Below are 25,015 nucleotides of genomic sequence, written 5' to 3' on the forward strand. Positions count from 1 at the left end.
CCATGCTGACACTTTCCGACGCGCTGGCCGCCAATGCCGTCAAATGGCCGGACGCCGTCTGCCTTGCTGATGCGCACCGGCAGTTCACTTTTTCAGAGCTGAACGCGCGAACAAACCGGCTAGCCAACGGCCTTCTCGCCATGGGCGCCCGGCCGGGCGACGCCATAGCCGTCTATGCGCGCAATTCGATCGAATACATGGAACTCTTCCACGTCGCAGCCCGGCTCGGCATGCGCCTCGTCACGCTCAACTTCTGGCTCAGGACCGCAGAAATGGCCGTGTTGCTGGAGCACTCAGACGCCCGTTTTCTGGTCATCGGAGAAAGTGCGCAGAACGAGATCGCGGCCAACCGGCCCCTCTTTCCCCAGGTCGAGCGTGTCCTGGTGATCGGAAACCCGGTCATCGGAGACATTCTTTCATGGGTGGACCTTATGGAGAGTTCAGCAGACAACGATCCGGCGATAGCGGTCGACCCGCAGGCGCCTTATTGGATGATGTACACCTCAGGCACGACCGGAAACCCGAAGGGCCTCCACCGCTCCTTTCAACGCACGGCGATGTGCATCTGGGCGGGCATTATCGAATTCGGCTATACACGGAATGATCGTTTTCTGGCGCTTTCGCCGTTTTTCCACGGGGTGCATTTCATGCCCCTGATGGTGTTGCAGGCCGGCGGCAGCATCTACATCGAACCGGAGTTCAGCGCCGCCCGCGTGCGCGAGACCATCGAAACGCGAGGGATCACGGCCACTTTCATGGTGCCGACCATGCTGAACCTCCTGATGCAGGAGCCGCGTTTCGGCGAAACCGATTTTTCCGCATTGCGTTCGGTGGTCACGGGCGGGGCTGCGCTCTCGACCGCAACCAAGACCCGGATGCTGGAGACAATGGGGCCGGTGCTTCACGAGTTTTACGGCGCCAGCGAAAGCGGCTTCATCACCGTGTTGCACCCGCAAGACCAGTCGCGCAAGGAGCGCTGCTGCGGCCAACCCTGTTTCGGCGCCGAAGTCCAGATTCGCGACGATGAAGGTCGGGTTCTTCCAGCGGGCGAGATCGGCGAGGTATTTTCGCGCTGCGAGGGCCGTTTCGACGCCTACTACAAGGATGAAACCCGCACCGCCGCGGTTCTCGACAATGGCTGGTTCACCGCCGGGGACCTCGGGCGGATGGATAAGGAGGGCTTCGTCTATATCGTCGACCGCAAATCCGATCTGATCATCAGCGGTGGCGAAAATGTCTATCCGCGCGAAATCGAAGACGTGCTCTCAAGCCACCCCGGCATTCTGGAATGCGCGGTGGTGGGCATGCACGATCCGGTCTGGGGCGAGATGGTCGTGGCCGTCATCGTCCGCGACGGCGAGGCAGAGCCGAACGCCGAAGAGGTGATCGCCTACTGTTCCAAGCGGCTCGCCGGCTTCAAGCGGCCCCGCCGGGTCGAATTCGTTTCCTCTCTCCCGAAAAATGCTTCCGGCAAGGTCCTGAAGCGCGAACTGAAGAATAACCTTTAGCATACCAGGAGTTCATTCAATGCAGGTTCATATCGATTTCCAGAAGCGCCTCGCGCGCTTCCAGTCCATGCTGCGCGAACAAGGCGTCGACGTCCTCGTCGGCACTCGTCTGAAGACCGTCACTCACATCTCCGGCGCCTTCGTGCCGTGGCGCAGCGTCGTGATCGTTCCCGCCGAAGGCGAGGTCCAACTCGTTACCGTCAACATGGATGCGCCGCGCATTCTCGCCGAGGGCTGGCTCGAAAATGTTGCCGGCTATGGTCGCCACTCGATGTTCGAGATGGCCGTGCGGCGTATCCGCGAACTCGGTCTGCACACCGGCCGGGTTGCCGTCGAGGACGGTTACTCCTGGTATCTGCCCGAGGGCATGATAACCAAGCACGAATACACGACGCTCGAGGCAGCCTTGCCCGAGGCCGAACTGACCAACCTGACCAAGCCAATCGATCACCTGATGCTGATCAAGGAACCCGAGCAGATTGCGCTGATGCGACAGGCAACCGCCATTACCGACGCCGCGCAGGAAGCGGTTCGCCGTTCTGCCCATCCGGGCATGGCCGAGACCGAGATCGCCGGCATTGCCGAGCAGGCGGCGCGCGACCTCGGCAGCGAATTCGCCTGGACATTCACGGGCGGCCAAGAGATCGCTTCCGGCCACCGTACGTGGACCGGCGCCTGCACGCCGTCCACCCGCAAGGTCGTCCAGCGCGGCGAGTTCCTGCTGGTCGACCTGCACGCCATGTATGAGATGATGCTCGGCGATGTCTCCCACAACGCCATCATGGGCAAGCCGACAGCGGAACAGCAGAAGCTGATCGATGCCTATGTGGAAAGCTGCCACTATCTGACCGCTGCCCTGAAACCCGGCCGCACGATCGGTGACGTCGCCGGCGATGTCCGCCGCTTCACGGTCGAAAAGGGCTGGGACGACATGATCCGCGGTTTCGGCCACGGCATCGGCGCCTTCGGCAACGAATGGTATCCCTCCTTCACCGACTTCGCGATGGAATATGTCAGCGAGCCCGACTACGTGATGCAGCCCGGCTTCATGGAAATCATAGCGCTCACCTGCAACCTACCGGGCGTCGGTGGCCTGCGCTACGAGCGCGCCTGGGTGATCACCGAGAACGGCGCGGAGTGCATGTCGAAAACGCCGATCGAGCCCTGGGTCTACGAAGGCTGATCTGACGCTTTGTCGAGAAGGAGGACGAGATGATGAATTACGACAGCTTCTACATCGGCGGCACCTGGGTTTCCCCCGAAGGAACGGGCGAATATGTCATCGCCAGTCCCTCAACCCTGAAACCGGTGGGCAGAGTGCCCGCTGGTTCTCCCGCCGACGTCGCCAGGGCGGTAAGCGCCGCGCGCGCCGCGTTTGCGGCGTGGTCGGCAACCTCCGGCCCCGAGCGTGGCGCCATCCTTGCGCGCGCCGCCGAATTGCTTGAGGGACGTCGCGAGGACATCGCGCAGTTGATAACAAGCGAAGTCGGCATGCCGATCAAGATGAGCCGGGCGATCCAGGCAGGATTGCCGATCGAGGCATGGAAACGCTATGCCGGGCGTGCGAAAACCCATGACTTCGAAACCCGGCTCGCAAATTCGCGCATTCTCGAGGTTCCCGTCGGCGTGGTTGCCTGTATCACGCCCTGGAACTATCCTCTGCATCAGGTAACGGCAAAGGTCGCGGCCGCGCTTGCCGCCGGCTGCACGGTCGTCCTCAAACCCTCCGAGGTGGCGCCGCTTAGCGCCTTCCTCCTTACCGAGGTGCTTGACCAGGCCGGCCTGCCCGCCGGCGTGTTCAATCTCGTCGTGGGAGATGGCGAAAGCGTGGGCGAGGCGCTAGTGACGAACCCGGACGTGGACATGATCTCGTTTACCGGCTCGACTGCGGTCGGCAAACGCATCGCCCGGCTGGCGGCTGAAAACCTGGCGCGGGTGTCGCTGGAACTCGGGGGCAAATCCGCCGCCGTCATTCTCGAGGACGGCGACCTGGAGCGCGCCGTCAAGAACACCGTCAATGCCTGCTTCTTGAACGGCGGACAGACCTGTTCGGCGCTGACCCGGCTGCTGGTGCCGGAATGTCGCCATGAAGAGGCGAAGGAAATCGCAGCAAAGGCTGCAAGCCGCTTCGTTCCCGGCAACCCGCTTGACGATCAGACCCGGCTTGGCCCCCTGGTTTCCGAACGCCAGAAAAACAGAGTGCTGGACTATATCGGCAAGGGGATCGACAGCGGTGCGGAGCTGGTTGCGGGCGGCCTCGAACCGGTTGAACGCCCGGGCCACTTCGTGCGCGCAACAGTGTTCGGAGGGGTCGATCCCGCAAGCGCTATCGCCCAGGAGGAAATCTTCGGCCCCGTTTTGTCGATCATCCGCTATCGCGACGAAGACGAAGCCCTGGCGATTGCCAACGGAACCAGATACGGGCTGGCTGGTGCGGTCTGGTCGCGGGATGAGGCGAGAGCGCAAGACTTCGCTGCGCAGATGGAAACCGGACAGATCGATATCAACGGCGCCCCCTTCAACCTGGACGCCCCATTCGGCGGCTTCGGACACTCCGGCTATGGCCGTGAAAACGGCCCCTTTGGACTGTCCGAATTCCTGGAGGACCGCGCCATACAGTTGCCGCAGGATGCCTGATCAAGGCGGGGAGGTCCACGCCGAAACGCTGCAACCAAGCAACCGGAGATTGTCGCAGCAACCGATTTTTCGGGCGTTTACCTGATCGGTAGGCCGGCTTCGTCGAAGAGGTGCATGGCGGAAGCCTCGAGGCGGATTGCGACGTCCTCGCCAGAACGGGCGTTGTCGCTGGGCCTTCCGGTCTCGGCGCCGCCGCCGCCCGCGACATTCCGGCCGTGGCCAACGAGCTCCTCACGGATATTTTTACCCTGTTCATGAAGACGAAGAATTTTCACTAGCACGTGACTGGCGCGCATTTCCGCGACTGGCACCTGACACTTGACGAGCAGTCCAACGAACTGATCGCCATCGGTGCCAAACGAAATGGTATACAAGCATGTCGAAACAAACTCCTTCATCACGCCAATTCCAGCAGAAAATCTCCAAGTTCTGCGACCGGCGCGCCGCGCCGGTCGCATCCGAGACAACCGTCGTTTTTCATTTAATCAAGCCTTTTCAACGACTTGCGTGATACTGGAGTGTAACACCTTTCACCTCAAATGAGATTCCAGAGGGTTATTGTCACACTTAAATTGGGATAGATCGATTGTAATGTCGTTGTATGATTTCACCCCTCGAAGACCCCGAAAACGGCCAGGACACTGGGGACGACGGTCCACAAGAATTCCTTCGAGATCTTTTGCGCCCTAGGTCTTGTTGACAAACCGGATTCCCAAATCAGCCGAAGCATGATTCATATGTGGACGCCGCCTATGGCAATTGCGCTGTTGTTATCCACCGTTTTGGAATCCGCTACGCGTTCTCGACGCTGCATTGCGGGTCGAAGAGCCGCTCAAATTAGTGGCCATTGCAGTTGTTGCCATTCGGTTTTATAGCGGGCAACAATCTGCCAAAGCTCTTTCGGATTCCCTTCGCACTGACCATTGGTATTTTGTCAAGGGTTTGGGCACGTATCTGGATCTGCGAATTCATAGTCTGTTGCGTGTTGTTCATGCGAGACCAGCGCTGTCCAGTTTCCGATTTGATGGCTGACAGTCCCTTCGGTTCAGGCGCCGGTTTGAACGGCGTGATCGAAATCCGGTTTTCGCCGCACCAGCGAATACGCACTTTGTCGTTTCGCGGGATTGTTTCGTTGAGGAGCAGCAGTTCCTGTTCCAGCCCCTTGCGAACCGAGGCCACAAACTCGCGGGCATTTTGCGTCAGGTTCAGCCGGGAATAATAGGAGGAGCGGCGAACCGCAAAGTCTTTTGGTAGATCGTCATCTGGATTGCGGTAGCGGTCAGCGCCAGCTACCCATATTTCCTTGGAGCGGATGCATTCCCGCAACCGGACAAGAACGCAGAGTTCATAGCTGATGCGATTGACGCGTCCGTTTCCGTCTATGACCGAATTGCGCCACTTTGCCGAGATCACTCCCTCTATCGGCACATCCTCTTGCGGTACAAACCGGCATTGAGCGGGGCATGGTAGCAGCAGGTGATAACCATTCCGGATGACGACAGGGAGATCGCCAAGCGCTATACGCTTGACCGATCCGACCTCATCATGCGGCAGAACAAGCCCTCGAACCGACCGGAGCTCGTCTGTGTTCTGGTAACGCTGCGTTATCCAGGTCGACCGCTTGCGGAGCGAGATCCTGCCGTTGAGCGTTCTCCCATTTCTGGCTTTGCAGTTCGGTCTCGATCATCGCGAGATCGACCGCAGCGTCCATTGTGGATGAAAGTTCCAAAACGAACGGACCTCGGCACGTCTTCGGCCTGGGCCGTCGAAAAAATCGCGGTCAATTGAGAATCAGGCCGCGAGAGTCTCAATTGAAGTGTAATGCGACAGCAATGTCCTGGGAAACTCTGCTTTCCCACACTCAGCCGCCATGCCGGAAATGGACGCTCCGCTCTTTGCCCCGCAATACCGATAGCCGATCGGACTGCCGCTTCCTTGTGGTCGAAAAAGAACGAAATCGCCCTTCATTTAATTCGCTAATATTAGAATTGTTAATACAAGAATTTTCTGTATATCTTATTTCTAAGATTACGTTTTACCCCTCCATCGCGTCAAGGATTTTTGTGAATAAAAGCAAATCACGCACTGTTTTGCTATCGTCCAGTGCTTTTCCGCTCGGCTTTCTGGCGGCCTTCGGCGTTGCCCTTCATGCCCATGCGCAGACACCGACGCCGTATACAACGCTGAATTTCGGTACCAGCGGGACATTCCTCACCGGCATTCGCGGCAATACCATCGTCGGCAACTACGTGGTGCCCGGCACTACGGCCACGGGCGGTCTTCTTTATGATACCCGCTCCGGCACATGGTCAGCGATGCCGGTCGCCACGGCAAATGGCGTCAACTATCCGGGCGCGATCGGCTCCTCGCCCTATGGGCCGAGCTTTGGCAATCAGGGCGGCGTATTGCGCACCGTGGGCAGTTACATCACCGAGGCTTCATCGCCCTACGACCTTAGCTATCTCTATGACGCGGCCGCCGCTCCGGGAGCCCTGCTCACCGAACTGGTCTATCCCGGCACATCCGACAACCCGACGCTCTACACGATCGCGCACAGCACGTTCGGCGATACCGTGGTGGGTAATTACGACACCCGCCTCGCAACCGGCAACGCCATGATCTACTCGATCAGCACCGGCACCTATGTCACCAACAACAAGCCCGGCGCTGTCAGCACCACCGCCTATGGCGTCTATGGCGACATGATCGCCGGCGGCTACGCCGAGGTCGGCCTTGGCGGCGGCATCGGGTTCGAGCATGGCTATCTCTACAACACCGTCACCGACACCTGGTCGACCTATGATCATCCCGGCGCAATCGTCACGCATCTGGAAGGCATCACCAGTGCGGGCCGCTCCGGCGAGTACAACATGGTGGCAAACTGGGTCATGCCGGATGGCTCGCTGCATGCCGGCGTGCTGCATGTGAATGCCCTCGGCATCCCCAGCTGGTACGAACTCGACATCCCCGGCGCGGATGTGGTCTCTTCGAACTCGGCCTATGGCGATACCGTGGTCGGCATCTATCTGATGCCCGGGGACACGGCGCCCAACGGCTATGTCGCCACGGTTGCGGGGATCTACAATCCGATCCGCAACGCCGGCGCGCTGACCTCCGGCGTTGACGGCGATGCCGCGCTGTCGGGCCGCAAGGGCGATGACATCATCAATGACGGCACCATCAGCATGACCGGCAATGGCGGCATCGGCATGCGCGGCGAGACATATGGCGTGCTCACCAATAACGGCACGATTGCCGCCTCCGGCATCGCCGGCGCAGCGGTCGAACTGCACGGCGTTTATGGCACGTTCTTGAACTACGGTACGCTGAGCGCGCCGGCTGTCGCGGATGCCCTGCGCACCGGCCCGGACAGCTTCGACACTGTTATCGTCAACGCCGGCGTAATCGACGGCCGCATCGCCGCGACGGCGGGGCCGGCAAAGCGGTTCGAAAACAGCGGCTGGATCGGCGTCAGCGGCAACGGGGTCCCGATCACCCATCTCCTCAGCGGCATCTATTCGCAGACCGAGGCCGGAACGCTGTCGCTGCGCGTCGGCGAAACCGGCCATGACAGGTTCGGCCTGACAGGCACCGCCCGGCTTGCCGGCACGCTCGAGGTTCCGTTCCAGACCTCGACGCTGGCCACGAGCTATGACCTGTTCGCCGCTACCGACGAGATCACCGGCACATTCACCACCCTGACCACGCCCGGCCTGCCGGGTTACGTGGCAACGGCGCTCGACTACGCCGGCAACGTCGTCACGCTGGATCTGACCTCGCAGATGGCTTCGCAGACCGGCCTGACGGCCAACCAGTCCGCCGTCGGCGGCGCCGTGGATGCGGCCTTCAACAGCGGCCTCCTGGCGACGGCCGGAAACGCGACCGCGGATGCGCTCAACAGCATCTACAGCCTGTCCGGTTCCCAGCTGGCGCCGGCGCTCGGCAGTCTCTCCGGCGAAATCTATGCCAGCCAGCGTTCGGTTCTGCTCAATGATGGCCGGTTTACGCGTGAGGCGGTTCTGGATCGGCTGCATCAGCTCAACTATGGAAATACTGCGGGGCCGCTGACAGCGCTCGGCGGCGGACAGGCCGACACCGGCAGTCTGGTGACCGGTTACGCCGCTGACACATCCGCGAGCGCCCCCGGCTTTTATGACAGCGGCAGTTCAGGGTTTTCCGTGTGGGGAACGGGTTACGGCAGCTGGGGCAGCTTCGATGGTGATGGCAATGCCGCGAGCCTCGACACATCGCTTGGCGGGATCATGACCGGCATCGATGCCAGGCTCGACCTCAACAGCTATGCCGGCGTGGCTCTCGGCTACTCTCATTCCAGTAGCACGGTCGACGGCGTGAACAGCTCGGCAGACGCCAACAGCGGGATCATCGCCGCCTATGCGGGAACAAATCTGGACGGCGTGAACGTGCGCGGCGGCGTAAGCTACACCTTCAGCGACGTGAACACCTCCCGCGGCATAGCGCTTCCGGCGCTTGCCACCAGCGCGGATGGTCAATTCAATGCCGGGCTCACCCAGGTCTTCGGCGAGATCGGCTATGGCATGGAATTCCAGGAAATGGCGATTGAACCATTCGCGGGTCTTGCCTGGGCGCATCTCAACACCGACGGCTTCACCGAAAGCAGCGCGGCGGCCGGGCTGACAGGCGAGAGCCAAAGCTCCGATGTCGGCTACGCCACCCTTGGCATCCGGATCGCGAAAGACTTTGCGATGCAGGGAGGCAGCGTGCTCACGCCCCGCGCAGCACTTGCATGGCAATATGCGTTTGGCGACCTGAACCCTGGAACGACCTTGAGCTTTGCCGCACTCGGCGGCCCGGCGTTTACCGCAAGCGGCGTCCCTCTGTCCGAAAATTCGGCACTGCTCGACATCGGCCTCGACCTTCAGATCGGCAGCTCGATGACGGCTGGCATTTCCTATGTTGGCCAGTTCGCCAGCGAAATGCGGCAGAATGACGTTCGGGGCACGCTGAGCTGGCGATTCTGAATTCGGATGCCATCTCTCCGGGCCCTTAAGCCCAATTTGTTCTCAAGCGCCTGATCGTCTTTGAGCGATCAGGCGCTGTTTCCGGCGCTCTGCAAAACACTATCTGCACGTCGTGTTGAACACGTCATGCCATCCTGGCCCGTTTGGCGATGAGAGCGGCGATCGCCGACTTCCGGTGTTCAAGTTCTTTTGCAAGGCGGGCTTCACGAAGCCGCCGGGTCTTTTCCTCGCGGGCCAGAGCGAGGAAATCCAGCTCCTCGACGACCGCATTGCGCGCGAAGAATTGCGATTGAGCATTGGCAAAGGCGATCTCGGCCTTCTGGCGAGATTTGCTGTGTGTCTGTGACATGATCTTTTCCGAATTGGACGCCGCACCGTAGAGCGGCAACAAAAAAAGGCTAGGCGGTAAGCCTGACCTTGTTGGTATCGTGCTCTCGACAGTGCCAGTACATCCGTGGTCACCGGAGAATGGATACCGGGATATTTCAGGCAGCTTGCAGGTTGCAGGCCGACATCTTGCCCGACTTGCTGTCGCGCTCGAGGTCGTAGCCGATCTTCTGGCCTTCCAGGAGTTCGCGCATTCCGGAGCGCTCTACGGCGGAAATGTGGACAAATGCGTCGGCGCCGCCATTGTCAGGTTGAATAAAGCCGAAGCCCTTGGTCGAATTGAACCATTTAACTGTGCCAGTGGTCATGATGAACCCTTTCATAGCAATAGGAGACAACAACGCCGAAAGCGCTGCGGACGGTGATAGCGATTTTTGGAAGAAAAGGTTCGTTCAAGTAGCGGTGTCAGACGCACAATAACTAAAGCTTAACAAGCAAATATCGACCATCGATATATGGGGTCTTTTCGTCCGGTTGTCAACTTTTAGTTTTCCGCCTTCGATTTCTTCGGCATCTGGTTGTGACTCCCGGTTGACCCTCATCTGTGCGACAGGTCCATCCAAAGTGGTAATGCCGCGTAGCGCTCGGTTGCTCAGGCGAAACGCATGGAATTATCGTTTCCGTTGCGCCTCGCCGCCATGCTGTATAGGTTTCGCAATACCGAATTCAGGCGAGCCCAGCGGGACATTTCGGCCACCGATATATCGAAGGCCGATCAGAACGCGAATGAGATGGGATCAAAGCATGACCGACCCCTATGAGACCCTCGGCGTTGCTCGCACCGCGACCGACAAGGAGATCAAGGACGCGTTCAAGAAGCTTGCGCGCAAATATCATCCTGATCTGCATCCGGATGACAAGACGGCCGAGGAGAGGTTCAAGGCCATCTCGGCGGCAAACGACCTGCTCAAGGATAAGGAGAAGCGTCGGCGGTTCGACGCGGGCGAGATCGACGCCAGTGGAGCGGAAAAACCCCAACAGCGGTATTACCGTGATTTCACCGACGGACCGGGCCACCCGTCCCACGCAGCGCAGGATGGCTTTGCCGGCAATGAGGATCTGGAGGATTTTCTGGCCCGCGCTTTCGGCGCCGGGGCCGGAACGAGACAGTCACAGGGTTCATTTCGGGCGCGGGGGCAGGATGTGAGTTACGTGCTGCCGGTCAGCTTCATGGACGCCGCCAACGGCGCCGTTCGCACCATCACATTGCCCGAGGGCAAGACCCTGAACGTGACCATCCCCGAGGGCGCCGACGACCGGCAGATGTTGCGGCTGAAAGGCCAGGGCATGCCCGGCTTCGGCGGCGGGCCGGCCGGTGACGCCTTTATCGAACTGCATGTCGAGCCGCACGCGTTTTTCCGCCGCAAGGACGACAATATCCATGTGGAGGTACCTGTCACGCTGAAAGAAGCCGTATTGGGGGCGCGGATCACCGTGCCGACGATCAGCGGATCGGTCGCCGTAACGATTCCACGAGGTGCGAATACCGGCCAGACGTTGCGACTGCGCGACAAGGGAGTTCTCGACCGCAAGACCGGCAAGCGCGGGCACCAGATGATCACTCTGAAGGTCGTCTTGCCCGCTGGCGATGAACCGGAATTGGCCGCGTTCCTGGAGAGCTGGCAGCCGAAGTCTCGGGACGAACCGCGCAAGGAGATGTTGAAATGATGCGCGTTGACGAAATTGTCGAGCAAATAGAGGCCCTTCAGCGAAGCGATCTCGACGCCTGGATCAGCGAGGCGCTGATCTCGCCACAGGAAGATGCCGGAGTTCTGTTCTTTTCCGAGATGGAATGCGCACGCATCCGCCTGATCTGCACCCTGCATTATGAACTGGAGATCGACGCGGAAACTGTGCCAGTTGTGCTGTCTCTGGTCGATCAGCTTCACCAGACCCGCCAGCGCCTGCTGAAACTGACGGCCGCCGTGGCGGCGCAGGACAAGGCCGTGCAGGCCGCAATTCTCGCTGCAATCGATCTGGGCGGTGGGATTGACAAGAAGTCATAGGGTGTTGTCACGGGGGCTTTGTGACGTAAACCGGCTTGTAGCTGCCTGCATTTCGAGTTGGGCATAAATTTCCGCCTGCAAACATCGACAAAGACCTGCTCGCCCATCGATGATTCTGTGCTCTGCATCGGCTCTACGGTCGCAGAGTCCGACATTGTCGCCGTGCGCATGATCAGAACAAAGCCCGCCAAGATTGATCGCATGTCTCCCTCCTGAACGCTGCCGCAATCTCTCCCAAGAACCAACACGTTGAGCCGTGCCACGTTGTCATACCGGCCCACCTCCTCCCGTTCCACATATCGCGTCTGGATGCGGAACGTAAGCAATCTGGAAGCAAAACGTGGCGGCTATGCTGGTTAGTAAAGGCTCTGTCCTATCGACATCTAATTGCGGGTCAGGTCCCCGATGGACGACATAGGTGCGAGACATCTTGTCTCAAGGCCCAAGGTCTTGAAGGGATATGAACCAAAGCCCTATCTGCAAATTTTCCATATCATTCAAAACACTAGATGATTTATTGCTCGCTGAAATACGCGCTATCGCAATGATACGTGTGGGTTTGGATCCACGCCTCCGCGTAGGAGACGACATCAAAGCGGTCGCGACCGCTAAGGCAGTAACTCAGTTTCGATCCACGCCCCCGCATAGGAGGCGACCTCATCACCCCCGCACCGAATTAGCCCGCCAAGGTGTTTCGATCCACGCCTCCGCGTGGGAGGCGACGCGTGACCGTCGATGCATCGTCGCGCGAGACAACGTTTCGATCCACGCCTCCGCGTGGGAGGCGACCGGGGTGATGATAAGCGGTTCATATGTCTGAGGAAAGCAGGGGCCTCGCGCGAAGCTGTGCTTACGGAAAAGCCGGTGGATGCCGCTTTTTAGTAGAGATGAAAAAACATCAACAATTCCAAATAGCTGACGGAAGTGCGAAACCTCCGGCGTTTTTCGGCACGCTTGCGGTTCGCACAGCGCGCACGCCTGCCCGGATGACTGCAGAAATCTCAGATCATCAAGGGGCCGTTGAGATCGACCGCCGGCTTGGCGCCGACATGCTCCACGCGCCTTTGCCAGTTGGCGCCAAGATAGTAGTAGCGCAGACTGTCCATCTCGGGCTTGATGATGCCTTCAAGCCGCGCCTTGAGCTTTGTCCACTGGGCCGGATCAACCTCGATCTCAAAGACGGAATATTGCACCCTCTGGCCGAAATCGCGGCAGGCTCGCGCGACGGCGCGCAAACGCGCGGCGCCGTTTTCCTCGCTCACACGCACATCATAGGTCACCAGAACCAGCATGTCGCCTCCTCATTTCCAGAACCAGGGCGGATAGGCATCGAGATCGCCGCGCAGGTGGCGCGAAAGCAATTGTGCCTGGAGATGGGCAACGAGCCCGAGCGGCGCCTTTTCGCCAAGAAAGGCATGTTCGCGTTCCACCTTCTTGCGCTCCTGCCATGCGGCGATCACCGTTTTTCGGGCATCATCCTTCATCACGACCGCACCGCCATCGCGCGTTTCAAAATCGGCAGCGCGCAACTGGCGCCGGTTGAACAGGGAAAGCGCCAGCCTGTCAGCAAGAACCGGCCGCAACTCCTCCATCAGATCGAGCGCAAGACTCGGCCGGCCGGGGCGTTCGCGGTGCAGAAACCCGACGGCGGGATCGAGCCCGACCGTCTCCAGCGCTGACCGGCAGTCATGCACCAGCAGCGTGTACAGAAAGGACAGGAGCGCGTTGACGGGATCAAGCGGTGGCCGGCGTGACCGACCGCGCCAACAGATTTCAGGATCCGGCGCGCGTATCAGATGATCGAACACGGAAAAATAGAGGTTGGCCGCCTCGCCTTCCAAGCCGCGCAGCCCGTCCACCGTGTGATCGGAAAGCTCGACGCGCCGGGCGATCCGCGAAAGCCTTGTGGCGGTTTCTTCGAGAGCTGTACGAATTTCCGGCGGATACTCGCCGCCATAATCGCGCAACGAGCGCATCAGCACCGCGCGCTGGTTTGCCACCTTGCCGACAACGATGGAGCGCACGATCTCCAGCGGCTGATCGCTGGCGTGATACTGCGCCCGGCGCAACAGCACGTTGCCGCTGACCGGCCCTTCCAGCCGCGCCTGAAACTTGCCGCTACGGGACAGAAAGGTGAGCGTGATGCCGGCCTCCGCCAATGCTCCCATCAGCGCCGGCGAGCAATAGACAGCGCCGAAGGCGACAACGCCGGATAGCATATGCAACGGAACGCGGCCCCGCTCCTCGCCCTCGATCGTCGCCACAAGGTTCTCTCCGTCCTTGGAAAGCGCGGCGCCTTCGGTCAGGGCATAGAACGTGTTCAGCAGCTTTCTCATGGCCCGGCCCCGTCTTCAGCCACGAGCGCCGCAACCTGCCGGCTGCGCCACGCGCGCACGGGACGGCCGAAAGCATCCGGCCGGCATATTTCGACAAGCGAGCAGGCCCGGCAGCGCGATCGCCTGTCGGTCGGCGGCGGCGTCTGCCCGGACGCGAGCATGGCCGCGAATGCGGCAATCGTTTCCTCCGTGAGGGCCCGCAACTCATCATCAAAAGGCACCACAACGCGCCGCCTGGTCTCGCCGTAAAACAACGCCCCTTCGGGTACCTGCCGCCCGGTCATTTCCTCAAGGCACAGCGCCTGGGCGCACAGCTGCACTTCATCGGCGCGGTGCAGCTTGGCCTTGCCGCGCTTGTATTCCACAGGAAAGGCGGTTTCGCCGCCGTCAGCGGAAAGCTGGAACTCCACCATATCGGCAATGCCGGCAATATTGAGCCGGGCTGATGCAACCGGCAGCGCCATGACACGGCGGAGCCCGCGCGCTTTACGCTTTCCGCCCTTGTCCGCAACGGCGTGGAGCACATCGCCCTCCGCCGTGAACCGATTGTCCGCCCAGACCCGCTCCAGATGGATGAGCGCCGCCTGACGCAGACAATAGACCGCATGCTGGAGCGCGGAGATGGGCATCGGCTCACCCGCGGCCGCCGGCTCCGCCGCCATGGCTCAGAGCCTCTCGATGTTTCCGACCCCGTCCGGCAGGTTTTCGCGGTCGATCTCGATGATGTAATCGTCAAAGGCGCGGGCGGGCGGATAGTTGTCGAGGCGATCATCCAGCGGCTCGAACCCGCCACCGATATTGCGGCCGATCCTGACGCGCTCGAACAGGGCATGGGCGGGCGCGTTGCCAAGCGCATTCTGATGCCTGAACACGATCAGCTTGCGCGTTGCCATCTCGCCCCGCGCGGCCGAGCGGTCATGCTCGAACATATTGACGATCGCTTCGAACAGAAGCTCCAGATCGCTTTCGGAAAAGCCGGTGCGTTCAGCGAATTTCGCCGAGATGAAGCCGTGGGCAACGTAAAGCCCGTAGGGAACGATATATTTGCGGCCCATGGTGCGGTTGTCGGTGCGATCCGGGCTGTCATCGCCCTCCGCCTTCTGTTTCAACTCCGCCGCATTGGTCGCCGCCATGCGGGTGATGGAGATCTCCAGCGGCATGATCGGCTCGACGGAGGAAGCAAAGCTCATCTGCACCGGGCCCTTCACCTGGCCGCAATTGATGCCCGTCGACATGACCGCGCCAAAGCAGCGCACATCGAAGAAGTTCGCGCACATGAAACCCGTCAGCGCCCTGGCCTCGGCATCGTCCTTCGGGTTCAGCTTTGCCGCCTTGTCCACCTTCGGATCATCGGTGTAGATCGACTTGTAGGCCTGGCGATGCTTCTCGTTCAGGATCGCCCCCTCCTCCACATAGATGTGGAAGCCGTCCTCGCCATGGCGGGCGAGATCGACATAGTTGCGGATCTTGCGCTTCAGCGAGACATCGGTGACGAGCCCCCTGTTGGTTTCCGGGTCGAGACGCGGCAGATTGCCGGCATCCGGATCGCCATTGGGATTGCCGTTCCTGACCTCAAAGATCACGGTAAAATCATGGCGGTTGGCAAGGACGGTCATTCTTCAGTCTCCCCCTGGGTCACGGTCTGCTCGGTCTTGGGTTTGAAAAAATCGCTGTGCTGATGGTGGTAGCCGAGGCCGAAAAGCGCCTGCTCGCGCGCGGAAAGCGATGGCGGATAAGGATCGGCATTCGGGTCCATCCGGTCCATGATTTCCTCCTGAAGTTTCTTCAGATTGTATTCGCGTCCCGGATTTGCCTTGCGCGCCTTGGCGAGGTGATTTGCGGAATTGCTTTCCAAAAGGGCAAAGACCTTGCGCGGCTGGGCGGAGGCCGAGCCATAGAACTTGTCACGGATGGTGGCATTGACCCTGCCGCCAAGCGCTGCGCGCTGCATCTCCTCGTAGACGGCAAACAGCCGCCCCAGCAGATACCCCCTGTCTGCATTTTCCGCATCAAGCGCCACCGGAACCTCCTTCATGTTGAAATTGCGGACGAGAAGCGCCTTCAGAAGGCCGACGCGCAAAGCGTTGACATCGCCATCGGCGCGGATGCGCGTCAAAACCGCCGCCATGAGCGACAGCGGGTAGTGGGTGCCGGTCAGAATGGCGCGCATCCATTCGCCGGCCAGATTAGGCTGGACATTCTCGCTCTTGCCGAGAACCGCTGTTTCCCGGAGATAGCGCCACAGCGGCGGAAAACCGCCGCGCGGCGGCGGCTCCACCCGCATATCGGCAAGGTAGCGCTGATAATTCTCCGTCAGCGCGCCGAACGTATCGGAAAAGAAGAAGCGCACGGAAAGCCGGGCGGCGTTCGGCGAGAGCCCCAGCACGAAAAACCTGACGCCATCGGCCAGTTTCGGGTCAGCGGCGGCAAGGCTCTGCCCGTCGCGAATGCGCTTCAGAGTGATCTCGATCTTGCGGGTTTCTGCCCGGTCGTCGTCCGCACCCGCCTCCTCGGCTGGCGGGTCGACAAACATCGTGAACAGGCTTTCCGCCGCCTCCGCCCGGCTCGAATCCGCGCAATCGGCCCAGAACACGGTGGAGGCGTCGCCGATCTGGACCCGGTGACCGCTGTCGCGTTCGAGGAAACGGTTGAGGACGGCGGTGTATTTGAATGCAGCCGCACCCGAAACGGGAGCGTTGTTTCCCTGCTCATGGCCATAGGAGGTAAACGCATCGAGATTGAAAGACACGATGTCCGCGCCGGAAGACTGCGCACCCCATACCCCCTTGATGGAGGGATGAAGCCGCGCCGGCGGCAGGTTCTCACCGGTGACGAGGCATATCTGGTTCTCGGCATCCGCCGCTGCCGAAATCCGCACCCAGAGCGACTTCGCCGCCGGTCTGTCGTGAAGGTAGACATTTCCCCGCCGCTCGCTCTCGAGCGCGAAAATAACCTTCTGGTCCTTCATGTCCTCCGGCCAGCCCAGCGCCGCGAATTGCTCCGGCGTCCAGCCTTGCAGAAACGATCGCAAGGCTTTCAGCCCGACATCTTCCGTCGCGCCGAAATCCGCCAGATGTCGCGCGACAAATGCGGCATGCTCTTCTGCGGTGCGCCTGCCTTCGCCGGCGGTCACGCCCAGGACATAGGACGTCTTGTCCCAGAGAAAATTGGGCGCGATGCCGGCCGTCCGCTTGACCGGTTGCGGCACGAGCATCGACCGGGGTTGCAGCTTTCGGCCCTCGCCGGTTCTCAGGTCGCTGACATTGGCGACAGAACCATCCTCGTTCAGTGAAATCACGAACCCGATCTTCTGATACGAATAGCCGATCGGCGGGGCATCCGGTAGCCGGTCATAGGCGCTTACCAGCGAGCTCAGGATCGTCATCGCCTGATCTCCGGCGAGCCGGGCGGCGGCACTTTCACCACGCCATCCTTCAGCACGGCGCGGAAGAACAGCGACGGTCGTCCCGGCGCCTGATGATCGATATCGTAGAGCATGAAGCCGAGGTCACGCGCGGTTCCGAAACCGAGGCTTTCGCTCTGAGACTCTGCAGCAGCTTGCGGCGTCGGGCTCTCCGGTTCGATCAAGGCGAAGGCGGCAGAGAATTCGCGCGTGCCGAGGCACGGCTGGTTGAAGCATTGTCCGCGCCGGGCACGGCGATTGAAGGTATCGAGATGCTTGGCGTCATTGTCATCCGACCCGGTCCGTTTCGTCAGCTCGAAATGGGCTTCGATCACATAGGCGGGCCGCACCAGAACGGTGGCCGCGCGCTGCTGCCGGTCCTCGTCAACCAGAAGGCTGAGGCCTTCCAGATCGCCGCGCCGCATTGCCGACCTGATCTTTCCGGCGGGCGCCTTGTGGCCAACCTCATTGCGGCGGATCGACTGGAACCGGATCGGCTCCAGCACATGTATGGCGTCGATGACCCAGCGGATCGCTGGCTTCCAGTGGATCGCCTCCAGAATGCCGCGCGCCGCCGATGGCGTCATCACATCATAGGAAACCCGCTCCACTTTCATCTCGGGCCGAGTGAAGCAGCCATACTCCCCCCAGACCTTCAATCGAACTCCGTATGCCATGCGCCCCCACCGTCCGTTACTCCGCGCCTTGCAGCGCAATCACACCATCATATCTTCCGTCGCCAGGTCGTCCGCAGCCTCCCAAAGCAGCCCAATCTCCGGCGTATAAAGCGACTCCTTCTTCAACACCGCGAATTGGTCGCCCCGCAGATCGGGACGCTCAAATCCTGCATGGCCATTCGCAATCAGCAAGTTTCGCACGTTGGGCGGCACCTGGACAATGTATGATTGCAACAAACGCGCAATTCGGCCAGAGGAAATATCCGCGATGCCGAGATTCCTGATCGCCTCTCGCGCCTTGTCATCATAGGGGATCACCACCGGCGCCATGCCGCTCTCGATCATCCGGAATTTCTCCGCGACCGTGCGATAGGCGAAATCGGAGCCCGAACGGGTGAGGCTGAAATCGTCGAGAATGCTTTCACCATCCAACCCGGCCTCGCCCGCCCGCCAATAGACCTCGCCGAAATAGTCCTCGATCGCGGCGAGCGACAGCAGGTCGTCATGTCGGTCGATCATCCGTTTCATATCGCCGATCAACCCCTTTATCTCCGCCGGCGGCTTTTGGCCCGCAGGCGTGAACACCGTGACGATGCTGTCTTCACGCGCCTGGCCGCCCTCGCGATTGCAACGGCCCGCCGCCTGCACGATCTGGTCCAGCCCCGCCTCGGCGCGTAAGACGCGCGGAAAATCGATATCGACGCCCGCCTCCACCAGGCTGGTGGCAATGACGCGGCAGGGCTTTTGGTCCTTCAACCGTGCCTTGACCTCCGCAAGAATCACGCGACGGTGGGCCGCGCATTGCCGCGTCGTCAGGTGAATGAGATCGGAAATTCCGGCAGCCTCGGCCGCGCGAAACAGTTCCAGCGCATGGCGGCGGCTGTTGACGATGACGAGAACCCGTTGCCCGGCGCGAAGCTCGTTGATCAGCGCCGCATCGTCCATCACGCCCGCATGGCGGATCGTGGCGCGGGCAAGCATTTCGGCCAGACCGTGCGGGTCCGGCGCAAGCTCGCGACCCTCCAGCGCCAGCCCCTGCGGAAATTCCGTGCGGCGCGCCAAAGCCGGCTGGGTGGCGGTGCAGAGCACGATGGTGCAGCCGTATTGCTCCGCCAGCGCCTCCAGCACGCGCATGACCGGCAGCAGGTATTTGCGCGGCAGCGTCTGCGCCTCGTCAAGTATGATGATCGAGCCGGCGATATTGTGCAGCTTGCGGGCCCGCGATGTCCTGGCGGCAAACAGGCTTTCGAACAATTGCACATTTGTGGTGACGATGACTGGCGCGGCCCAGTCCTCCATGGCAAGCTTCAGCTTGTCCGCCTGTTCGCGCCCCTCGCCGCCTCGGCCCCGCGCCTTCTCCTCCTCGATGGAGGCATGATGTTCCAGAATGAATGCCTCGCCGTCGCGCTCCAGAACCTGTGAGAAAATGCTTGCCGTCTGCTCGATGATCGATGTGTAAGGAATGGCGTAGATGATGCGCCGGTGGCCGTGGGCGAGCGCGTGCTCAAGAGCGAAGCCAAGGGAAGCCAGCGTCTTGTCGCCGCCGGTCGGCACGGTCAGCGTGAACAGGCCCGGTTTCTCTGCTGCCTGCCCAACCACATGCCGCAGCACCTTGTGACGCAGCCGGTTGAGATCGCTTTCCCGTCCATCTGAAAGCTCCGCCATATGGGCTTCGTGGCGCGCCTTCAGCTCTGGCAGCAGAGCCTGAAGCGCCGGCCAGGCGCGATCGGCGCTCTTGCCCTCGACCTGATGATAGAAGGCCTCGGTATCCCTGAAATCCGCATCCACAAGGCAAGAGAAGATCATCCGCCCCATCAGCGCCCAGGCAAAGGCGAATTTCTGTTTGCTGTGCGAATCCTGACCTTTCGGGAAGCGGCGCATCAAATCAAGCGGCGCCAGATCCGCAGGGAGTGGCCCCAGTTCCTTCCGCCACACGAGATCGATCTCTGGCGCATTGCCGATACGCCAGTCATAGCAGGCGTCGGTTTCGTTGCGGCGGTCGGGCAGGCCGGCATGATGTCCCAGAATGGCATAGGCGATGAATTCAGCCATCTGTTGGTCTGTTCCGCCCGTGACCTCCAGAAGCGCCTTTCCGCCGGCCGTCGAATGGTCCACCCTCACATCGACGCCCGCAAGCCTTCGCTGGAAAGCTGCGCTGTATTTGCCGAGGTCGTGAAACAGACCGGCCGCGAAGCAGGCGCGCTCCAGCCCGAGAGGCGCCCCCATCTTGCCCGCCAGCAGCGCCACGGCGTGGAGGTGCTCCGCCAGCCCCTGCCACTCCTCGATCCCCCGTTCTGGTACGGAATGGGCATAATACGCCTTGGTCATGCTCGCTCGCTCCTCTCCGCTCGCTTCTGCCGACGCAGAAAGCCATATAGTCGACCGCAGCGAAGAATATCCTTGAACGAGCTGAACCGAAAGGAGCTGATGCTCCATACGTCACAGGTGACTTGGCCGCTACTTTGCGCTGACGAGCAGCTTATGCGCTCGGGATTCTCTTGTAGCTCAACGAAACGCAGGGGCGGCAAGGCGCCTTCCTAGAAGATCGATCACTCAGAATTATACCTCAACGCCAAAAGAATATGAGGCAGCTTTAGATCTTTTCGACAAACCAACAGGCGCCTGCCCTCATACAATCGCTGAAACATGACCTTCGTTCTCACCGAGGACGCCTCGCTTCTGCCTCTTGCCAGTCAGGGGCACTTAAGCGCTTTCGATCTGTGTTGCAGCCAAGGGGCTATCCCATCCGCACGACCAAAGTAGGTTTCCACACGGGATATGGCAGGCAGCTGTGCTACTCTGCTCTGCCCCCTGAAAACTGGATCGTTTGATGTTGGAGTAATCCGCGGTATTTTCCTGGCTGGGAGAAGGAGTGGAAGAGATGAAGGCATCGAAGTTTTCGGACGCACAGAAGGCGTTCATTCTGAAGCAGGGAGCGGACGGGATTCCGGTTGCCGAGATCTGCCGTCGGGCCGGGATCAGCCAGGCGACCTATTTCAACTGGAAAAAGAAATATGACGGGTTGCTGCCGACGGAGATGAAGCGCCTGAAGCAGCTTGAGGACGAGAATGGAAAGCTCCGGAAGCCGGTCGCCGATCTGTCGCTGGACAAGGGGATGCTGCAGGACGTGATCCGCCGAAAACTGTGAGGCCTGGTCGCCAACGCGAGCTGGTGGCGGAAACGTGTGCGGAATGGGATGTGTCGATTCGGCGAGCCTGCCGGGTTCTGGAATTCGATACCTCGACCTTTCACTACAAGTCCCGCCGCCGTGACCAGGCCGGCATTGAGGCTCGGATCAAGGACATCTGTGCAACGCGTGTCCGCTACGGCTACCGGCGCGTCCACGTGATGCTCAAGCGCGAGGGTTGGGACATCAATATGAAGCGAACATACCGGATTTACAGGGACTTGGGGCTCCAATTGCGAAACAAGACGCCCAAGCGGAGGGTCAAGGCGAAGCTTCGAGAGGATCGCCAGGAAGCAGTTGGGCCGAACGATGTGTGGGCGATGGACTTCGTCCACGATCAGCTAGCGACGGGAAAGAAGATCCGCGTCCTGACGGTCGTCGACACTTTCTCACGCTACGTGCCAGTGCTCGATCCGCGGTTCAGCTATCGCGCCGAGGATGTCGTCAGGGCGCTTGAACAGGTCTGTCCCAAAATCGGCTATCCGAAAACGATCCGGGTCGATCAGGGTTCGGAGTTCATCTCTCGCGATCTCGACCTGTGGGCCTATGCGAAAGGCGTCACGCTTGACTTCTCTCGGCCGGGAAAGCCAACGGACAATGCATATATCGAAGCCTTCAACGGCCGCTTCCGAGCGGAGTGCCTGAATGCCCACTGGTTCCTGACGCTTGCCGACGCGGTCGAAAAGTTGGAGGATTGGCGCAGATACTACAATGAGGAGCGCCCACATGGCGCGATCGGTCACAAGACTCCGATCTCGTTGATCAATCCCGATGGCGCCACCAGCCCGCCATCGTGAAATAGGCCGGAAACTCTATCCTCCGGCGGTCCAGAGAATGGTATCAGAGCACCACCATCCAGGCTCCGGTCGCGGCTGGATGAGAGTTCAGTGGCAGGTCACGGTCACTTCGATCCCCACACGTCTTGCCACGCCCTAAATTCCGACGGCGTCACTTGATAGCGGGCGAAGTTGCCTTCGTGCATTCCGATGAGCTCGTCCTCCACGATCTCAGTAAACCTGTCTCTATCTTCTGGTTCGACTCGACTGCTCGCCCAGGCTGAGACCTCGGTTCCGACCTGCTTGCGCCCCACTTTCGCACGGATCAGCGCGGCGACAATCTCGCGCACCTCCGCGCGATATTTCAGCCGGAACGGATCGGGTTCCCCAAGGGACTGCCGGACTGCCGCATATCTTGCGGCTGAGCGTTCATAGGCCCAGAAGAAGACGTCTCTAAGCAGCGAGTGATCGTTGAGTTCGTAAACACCAAGAATTGCATCGGTGTAGGCGCGCTGAGACACGTCAGTGAACGAAAGTGGGGCGAGGTTCTTTCGGATCAACGGAATATTTGCGGCAAGGCGCGAGACCCGTTTGTTGACATCGTCAAACGGCTGCAAATACGGCAGGTGGACCATCACGAAAAATGCCTGCTCGAAAGGATCCTCTATTGCCGACGCCTTTTGCAGCAGCTGATCAAAAGATTCCTCGATCAGCTGAGGGACCTCGAGTGGATGAAAAACCGACTGATCAATACCGACAGCGACATAGCGCAGACGACCGGATGCCGAGGGGTCTGCCAGGAGGTTGTTCGATAGCAGGGCGTGGAGGTTTAAGAGCGTATATCGGTTGAAAGCGATCTCTTCTGCGCTGCCAACCAGGAACTCTATCGCATCCTTGTGGTTGAGGATCATCTGCGCTTCAATATGGTCTCGGCCAGTCGCTTCTTCGCCAAATTCGATCAGCCGCCTCGTATCGAGCAAGGAATAGGTGTTGCCTTCGAGGCGGCTTGAGTTCCAGGCGAGGTCGATCAGCAAGCGATTGAGAATGAGCTTGGCATATGTGCCTGCGGGCTGGGGTGCGGTTTTCGGCTTGCCAATTTCCTGGAGGCGTTCGCGCTCTTCGGCTTTAAGATAGAATGTGGAATTTGGGTCGTACTGATCGAGAAAATCGATGTTATAGCCAACGGGCTTTCGGGCTTCTGTGGGCTGCCGGATGTAGTCGCGGACCTCCTGCCCTTCCTTGGACAGCCCGATCAGACGACCATAGTCATCGTCTTTTTGCACCGGCTCATCAGCAGCGTTTTGTCCGGATGTCGCAAGGTGATATTTCGCCCATCGACCACTGCCGGCCATACGCAAGAGTCCGACCTCGACGAGCTGTTTTAACCGGTACTGAAGCGTACGGCGTGGTATAGCTTCGGAGAGGCTCTTCGCGATATCTGGTGCCGAAATGCCATCGGGATGTCCACCAACGATATCCTGCAGCTCTTTCAGTGCGTCTTCTGGTACTTTGTTCGCCATTGCCGAGATTCTTGCGCGTAGGAGATAAGCGCAAGTATCCTCGTTTTAGACGCAATTTTCAAGCGTAAGCGCAATGTTGGGCTATAGACGCAAGAATCATTGCGCCTAGAAATCAGGAAGGCCGTCAGTGGAGACTCGACGCGGATGATCCGGATTCGAAAATGTGACACTCGGAGTTGAAGAGCTTGCCAGCCGCTCCCAAATACCCAAGCTCTTCATCGGCTTTACTTTGTATATCAAGGTCTAGAATAGTACGTTCATGCCGTTCAAATTCATCCACACAGCTGACCTTCATCTCGACTCACCATTGCGGTCGTTAGCACTACGCAACAGCGACCTCGCCGAGCTGATAGGTGACGCTACACGGCAGGCCTTGGTGACGATCGTCGACCTGTGTATCGATGAACAGGTCGATGCGCTGATTATCGCCGGCGATCTCTATGACGGCGACCAGACATCGATGAAGACTGCCCGGTTTCTGGCCAGCCAGTTGCAGCGGCTCAACGAAGCCGGCATCGCGACCTTCATCATTCGAGGCAATCACGATGCCCTTTCACGTATCACGCAGGAACTGATCCTGCCACCATCGGTCACCGTTTTCGGCGGGCGGGCTCATTGCGTCGACATCACCAAGGACGGGCTCGCACTTTCCATTCATGGCCTGAGTTTCGCCAAGCCTCAGGCTCCGGAAAGCCTTCTCGAGAAGTATCACCGCCCTACCCCGGATGCTGTCAATATCGGTATCATGCATACGAGCTTGGCGGGCGCTCCCGGGCACGATCCCTACGCGCCCTGCAAGCTATCCGACCTCCAGGGCTGGGGATTCGATTATTGGGCACTTGGACACGTCCATGTCCGGACCGAATACGCCGGCGATCGTGTAGTGGTCATGCCGGGAATGCCTCAGGGACGGGACATCAATGAAGCCGGGGAAAAGACAGTCACCCTCGTTACGGTCAATGACGATCACAACCTCAGGATCGAAGAACGCACGACAAGCACCGCCCAGTTCGAACGCGTCCCGGTCGACATGTCCGCGGCGGAGACCTGGCGAGAGGCAGCCGATCTGATTGAGGCAGAGATTTCCGGAGCACGCGAACAAACACGATCTCAGCACCTTGTGGCTCGTCTTCGATTGACAGGTGCGACCCCGTTGTCGTGGCGGCTGCGACGCGATAGCGATTTGCTGGTGGCTGAAACCGAGCAACGCGCAGAGAGCTTGGGCAACACCTGGATCGAAAAGATCGATTTGGCGACTACGGCGCCGCTCAGCAAATCGGTTGGAAGCGCGACCGCCGATCCAGTCCTTGAACTCGGCGAGTTGATGCGAGGCGACATCATTCAACAGCATGGCGTTCGACAAATCGTGCAGGACCTCGTCAAGGAACTGCGCGATGACCTGCCGTCGGAAGCGCGCGGATTCAGCGGCAACAACGAAGACGAGTTCGAGGCGCTCGTCGACCAACTGCTGTCCGAAGGAAGCGAGGACATGCTGGCTCGACTCAAAGCCAACGGGAGGTCGGCTGATGCGCCTGCGCCGGCTCGATCTCACCCGCTACGGCAAGTTCACCGATTATT

Annotated in this window: 19 protein-coding genes and 2 pseudogenes; 9 read left to right on the plus strand and 12 right to left on the minus strand. The window is 60.1% G+C overall.

Annotated features, from left to right (window positions below; genetic code table 11):
- The first annotated feature begins 2 nt into the window (after positions 1–2).
- Genes V6766_RS06380 through V6766_RS06390 form a run of 3 tightly spaced genes read left to right on the plus strand, consistent with a single transcriptional unit; the run spans position 3 to position 4,145 of the window.
- A complete protein-coding gene (locus tag V6766_RS06380) occupies positions 3–1,508 on the plus strand; it encodes a class I adenylate-forming enzyme family protein (protein WP_448464667.1) in 1,506 nt (501 codons plus the stop codon).
- Positions 1,509–1,527: 19 nt separating this feature from the next.
- Positions 1,528–2,691 carry a M24 family metallopeptidase gene (locus V6766_RS06385; protein ID WP_448464669.1) on the plus strand — a complete coding sequence of 388 codons (1,164 nt, stop codon included), beginning with the start codon at positions 1,528–1,530 and terminating at the stop codon, positions 2,689–2,691.
- Between the two features lie 29 nt (positions 2,692–2,720).
- Entirely contained in the window at positions 2,721–4,145 is a 1,425-nt protein-coding gene (locus V6766_RS06390) for an aldehyde dehydrogenase family protein (RefSeq protein WP_448464671.1), read from the plus strand.
- Between the two features lie 77 nt (positions 4,146–4,222).
- Here the strand turns inward: V6766_RS06390 and V6766_RS06395 are convergent, their stop codons facing one another.
- On the minus strand, positions 4,223–4,543 hold the full coding sequence (locus tag V6766_RS06395; RefSeq protein WP_448464673.1) for a hypothetical protein: 321 nt from the start codon (positions 4,541–4,543) through the stop codon (positions 4,223–4,225).
- A 601-nt stretch (positions 4,544–5,144) separates the two neighbouring features.
- Positions 5,145–5,597 (minus strand): annotated as a pseudogene (locus V6766_RS06400) (Tn3 family transposase); the annotation flags it as partial.
- Positions 5,598–5,621: 24 nt separating this feature from the next.
- On the opposite strand from V6766_RS06400, the gene V6766_RS06405 reads away from it, so the two are divergent.
- Both V6766_RS06405 and V6766_RS06410 read left to right on the plus strand, forming a co-directional pair.
- Positions 5,622–5,933, plus strand: a complete 312-nt coding sequence (locus V6766_RS06405; RefSeq protein WP_448464675.1) for a DUF4158 domain-containing protein — start codon at positions 5,622–5,624, stop codon at positions 5,931–5,933.
- A gap of 275 nt (positions 5,934–6,208) precedes the next feature.
- The gene (locus tag V6766_RS06410) at positions 6,209–9,145 is read left to right on the plus strand and encodes an autotransporter outer membrane beta-barrel domain-containing protein (protein WP_448464677.1); all 2,937 of its coding nucleotides are present in this window, start codon (positions 6,209–6,211) and stop codon (positions 9,143–9,145) included.
- A 124-nt stretch (positions 9,146–9,269) separates the two neighbouring features.
- On the opposite strand, the gene V6766_RS06415 is transcribed toward V6766_RS06410, so the two are convergent.
- Together V6766_RS06415 and V6766_RS06420 are read right to left on the minus strand one after the other, a co-directional pair.
- Positions 9,270–9,494, minus strand: a complete 225-nt coding sequence (locus V6766_RS06415) for a hypothetical protein (protein ID WP_448465143.1) — start codon at positions 9,492–9,494, stop codon at positions 9,270–9,272.
- Positions 9,495–9,630: 136 nt separating this feature from the next.
- Positions 9,631–9,840, minus strand: a complete 210-nt coding sequence (locus tag V6766_RS06420) for a cold-shock protein (protein ID WP_024709452.1) — start codon at positions 9,838–9,840, stop codon at positions 9,631–9,633.
- Between the two features lie 436 nt (positions 9,841–10,276).
- On the opposite strand from V6766_RS06420, the gene V6766_RS06425 reads away from it, so the two are divergent.
- A complete protein-coding gene (locus V6766_RS06425) occupies positions 10,277–11,200 on the plus strand; it encodes a DnaJ C-terminal domain-containing protein (protein ID WP_448464679.1) in 924 nt (307 codons plus the stop codon).
- Positions 11,197–11,538 carry a chaperone modulator CbpM gene (locus tag V6766_RS06430; RefSeq protein WP_448464681.1) on the plus strand — a complete coding sequence of 114 codons (342 nt, stop codon included), beginning with the start codon at positions 11,197–11,199 and terminating at the stop codon, positions 11,536–11,538. Before V6766_RS06425 ends, V6766_RS06430 begins: the two co-directional genes overlap by 4 nt.
- Before the next feature lie 1,001 nt (positions 11,539–12,539).
- Here V6766_RS06430 and cas2 read toward each other — a convergent pair.
- Genes cas2 through V6766_RS06465 form a run of 7 tightly spaced genes read right to left on the minus strand, consistent with a single transcriptional unit; the run spans position 12,540 to position 20,282 of the window.
- Positions 12,540–12,830, minus strand: a complete 291-nt coding sequence (cas2, locus tag V6766_RS06435; protein ID WP_448464683.1) for a CRISPR-associated endonuclease Cas2 — start codon at positions 12,828–12,830, stop codon at positions 12,540–12,542.
- A gap of 9 nt (positions 12,831–12,839) precedes the next feature.
- Positions 12,840–13,874 (minus strand): type I-C CRISPR-associated endonuclease Cas1c, encoded by a 1,035-nt coding sequence (cas1c, locus tag V6766_RS06440; protein WP_448464685.1) that lies wholly within the window; start codon positions 13,872–13,874, stop codon positions 12,840–12,842.
- Positions 13,871–14,503: a CRISPR-associated protein Cas4 gene (gene cas4, locus V6766_RS06445; protein ID WP_448464687.1), complete on the minus strand. Its 633-nt coding sequence runs from the start codon at positions 14,501–14,503 to the stop codon at positions 13,871–13,873. Before cas4 ends, cas1c begins: the two co-directional genes overlap by 4 nt.
- 36 nt (positions 14,504–14,539) lie before the next feature.
- The gene (cas7c, locus tag V6766_RS06450) at positions 14,540–15,490 is read right to left on the minus strand and encodes a type I-C CRISPR-associated protein Cas7/Csd2 (protein WP_448464689.1); all 951 of its coding nucleotides are present in this window, start codon (positions 15,488–15,490) and stop codon (positions 14,540–14,542) included.
- Entirely contained in the window at positions 15,487–17,259 is a 1,773-nt protein-coding gene (gene cas8c, locus V6766_RS06455; protein WP_448464691.1) for a type I-C CRISPR-associated protein Cas8c/Csd1, read from the minus strand. The genes cas7c and cas8c overlap by 4 nt, the downstream gene beginning before the upstream one ends.
- Positions 17,256–17,954: a type I-C CRISPR-associated protein Cas5c gene (gene cas5c, locus V6766_RS06460; protein WP_448464693.1), complete on the minus strand. Its 699-nt coding sequence runs from the start codon at positions 17,952–17,954 to the stop codon at positions 17,256–17,258. Before cas5c ends, cas8c begins: the two co-directional genes overlap by 4 nt.
- Positions 17,955–17,993: 39 nt before the next feature.
- Complete coding sequence (locus V6766_RS06465) at positions 17,994–20,282, minus strand: CRISPR-associated endonuclease Cas3'' (RefSeq protein ID WP_448464695.1); 2,289 nt, start codon at positions 20,280–20,282, stop codon at positions 17,994–17,996.
- Between the two features lie 553 nt (positions 20,283–20,835).
- Between V6766_RS06465 and V6766_RS06470 the strand changes: the two genes are divergently transcribed.
- Positions 20,836–21,938 (plus strand): IS3 family transposase gene (locus V6766_RS06470; RefSeq protein ID WP_448465145.1). Its coding sequence is split into 2 segments (ribosomal slippage): positions 20,836–21,097 and positions 21,097–21,938, totalling 1,104 coding nucleotides; the frame shifts between segments, so codons are not numbered across the junction.
- Between the two features lie 104 nt (positions 21,939–22,042).
- Here the strand turns inward: V6766_RS06470 and V6766_RS06475 are convergent.
- On the minus strand, positions 22,043–23,437 hold the full coding sequence (locus V6766_RS06475; RefSeq protein WP_448464697.1) for a Fic family protein: 1,395 nt from the start codon (positions 23,435–23,437) through the stop codon (positions 22,043–22,045).
- Between the two features lie 259 nt (positions 23,438–23,696).
- Here V6766_RS06475 and V6766_RS06480 point away from each other — a divergent pair.
- A pseudogene (locus tag V6766_RS06480) lies at positions 23,697–24,956 on the plus strand (metallophosphoesterase family protein); the annotation flags it as partial.
- Positions 24,957–25,015 lie beyond the last annotated feature (59 nt).

The organism is Martelella sp. AMO21009, from assembly GCF_053484295.1.

Bases quoted from the DNA above. Each gene is read 5' to 3' on its own strand.
- V6766_RS06380 (WP_448464667.1), top strand. From the start codon at position 3: ATGCTGACACTTTCCGACGCGCTGGCCGCCAATGCCGTCAAATGGCCG.
- V6766_RS06385 (WP_448464669.1), top strand. From the start codon at position 1,528: ATGCAGGTTCATATCGATTTCCAGAAGCGCCTCGCGCGCTTCCAGTCC.
- V6766_RS06390 (WP_448464671.1), top strand. From the start codon at position 2,721: ATGATGAATTACGACAGCTTCTACATCGGCGGCACCTGGGTTTCCCCC.
- V6766_RS06395 (WP_448464673.1), bottom strand. From the start codon at position 4,543: ATGAAGGAGTTTGTTTCGACATGCTTGTATACCATTTCGTTTGGCACC.
- V6766_RS06415 (WP_448465143.1), bottom strand. From the start codon at position 9,494: ATGTCACAGACACACAGCAAATCTCGCCAGAAGGCCGAGATCGCCTTT.
- V6766_RS06420 (WP_024709452.1), bottom strand. From the start codon at position 9,840: ATGACCACTGGCACAGTTAAATGGTTCAATTCGACCAAGGGCTTCGGC.
- V6766_RS06425 (WP_448464679.1), top strand. From the start codon at position 10,277: ATGACCGACCCCTATGAGACCCTCGGCGTTGCTCGCACCGCGACCGAC.
- V6766_RS06430 (WP_448464681.1), top strand. From the start codon at position 11,197: ATGATGCGCGTTGACGAAATTGTCGAGCAAATAGAGGCCCTTCAGCGA.
- cas2 (WP_448464683.1), bottom strand. From the start codon at position 12,830: ATGCTGGTTCTGGTGACCTATGATGTGCGTGTGAGCGAGGAAAACGGC.
- cas1c (WP_448464685.1), bottom strand. From the start codon at position 13,874: ATGAGAAAGCTGCTGAACACGTTCTATGCCCTGACCGAAGGCGCCGCG.
- cas4 (WP_448464687.1), bottom strand. From the start codon at position 14,503: ATGCCCATCTCCGCGCTCCAGCATGCGGTCTATTGTCTGCGTCAGGCG.
- cas7c (WP_448464689.1), bottom strand. From the start codon at position 15,490: ATGACCGTCCTTGCCAACCGCCATGATTTTACCGTGATCTTTGAGGTC.
- cas8c (WP_448464691.1), bottom strand. From the start codon at position 17,259: ATGACGATCCTGAGCTCGCTGGTAAGCGCCTATGACCGGCTACCGGAT.
- cas5c (WP_448464693.1), bottom strand. From the start codon at position 17,954: ATGGCATACGGAGTTCGATTGAAGGTCTGGGGGGAGTATGGCTGCTTC.
- V6766_RS06465 (WP_448464695.1), bottom strand. From the start codon at position 20,282: ATGACCAAGGCGTATTATGCCCATTCCGTACCAGAACGGGGGATCGAG.
- V6766_RS06475 (WP_448464697.1), bottom strand. From the start codon at position 23,437: ATGGCGAACAAAGTACCAGAAGACGCACTGAAAGAGCTGCAGGATATC.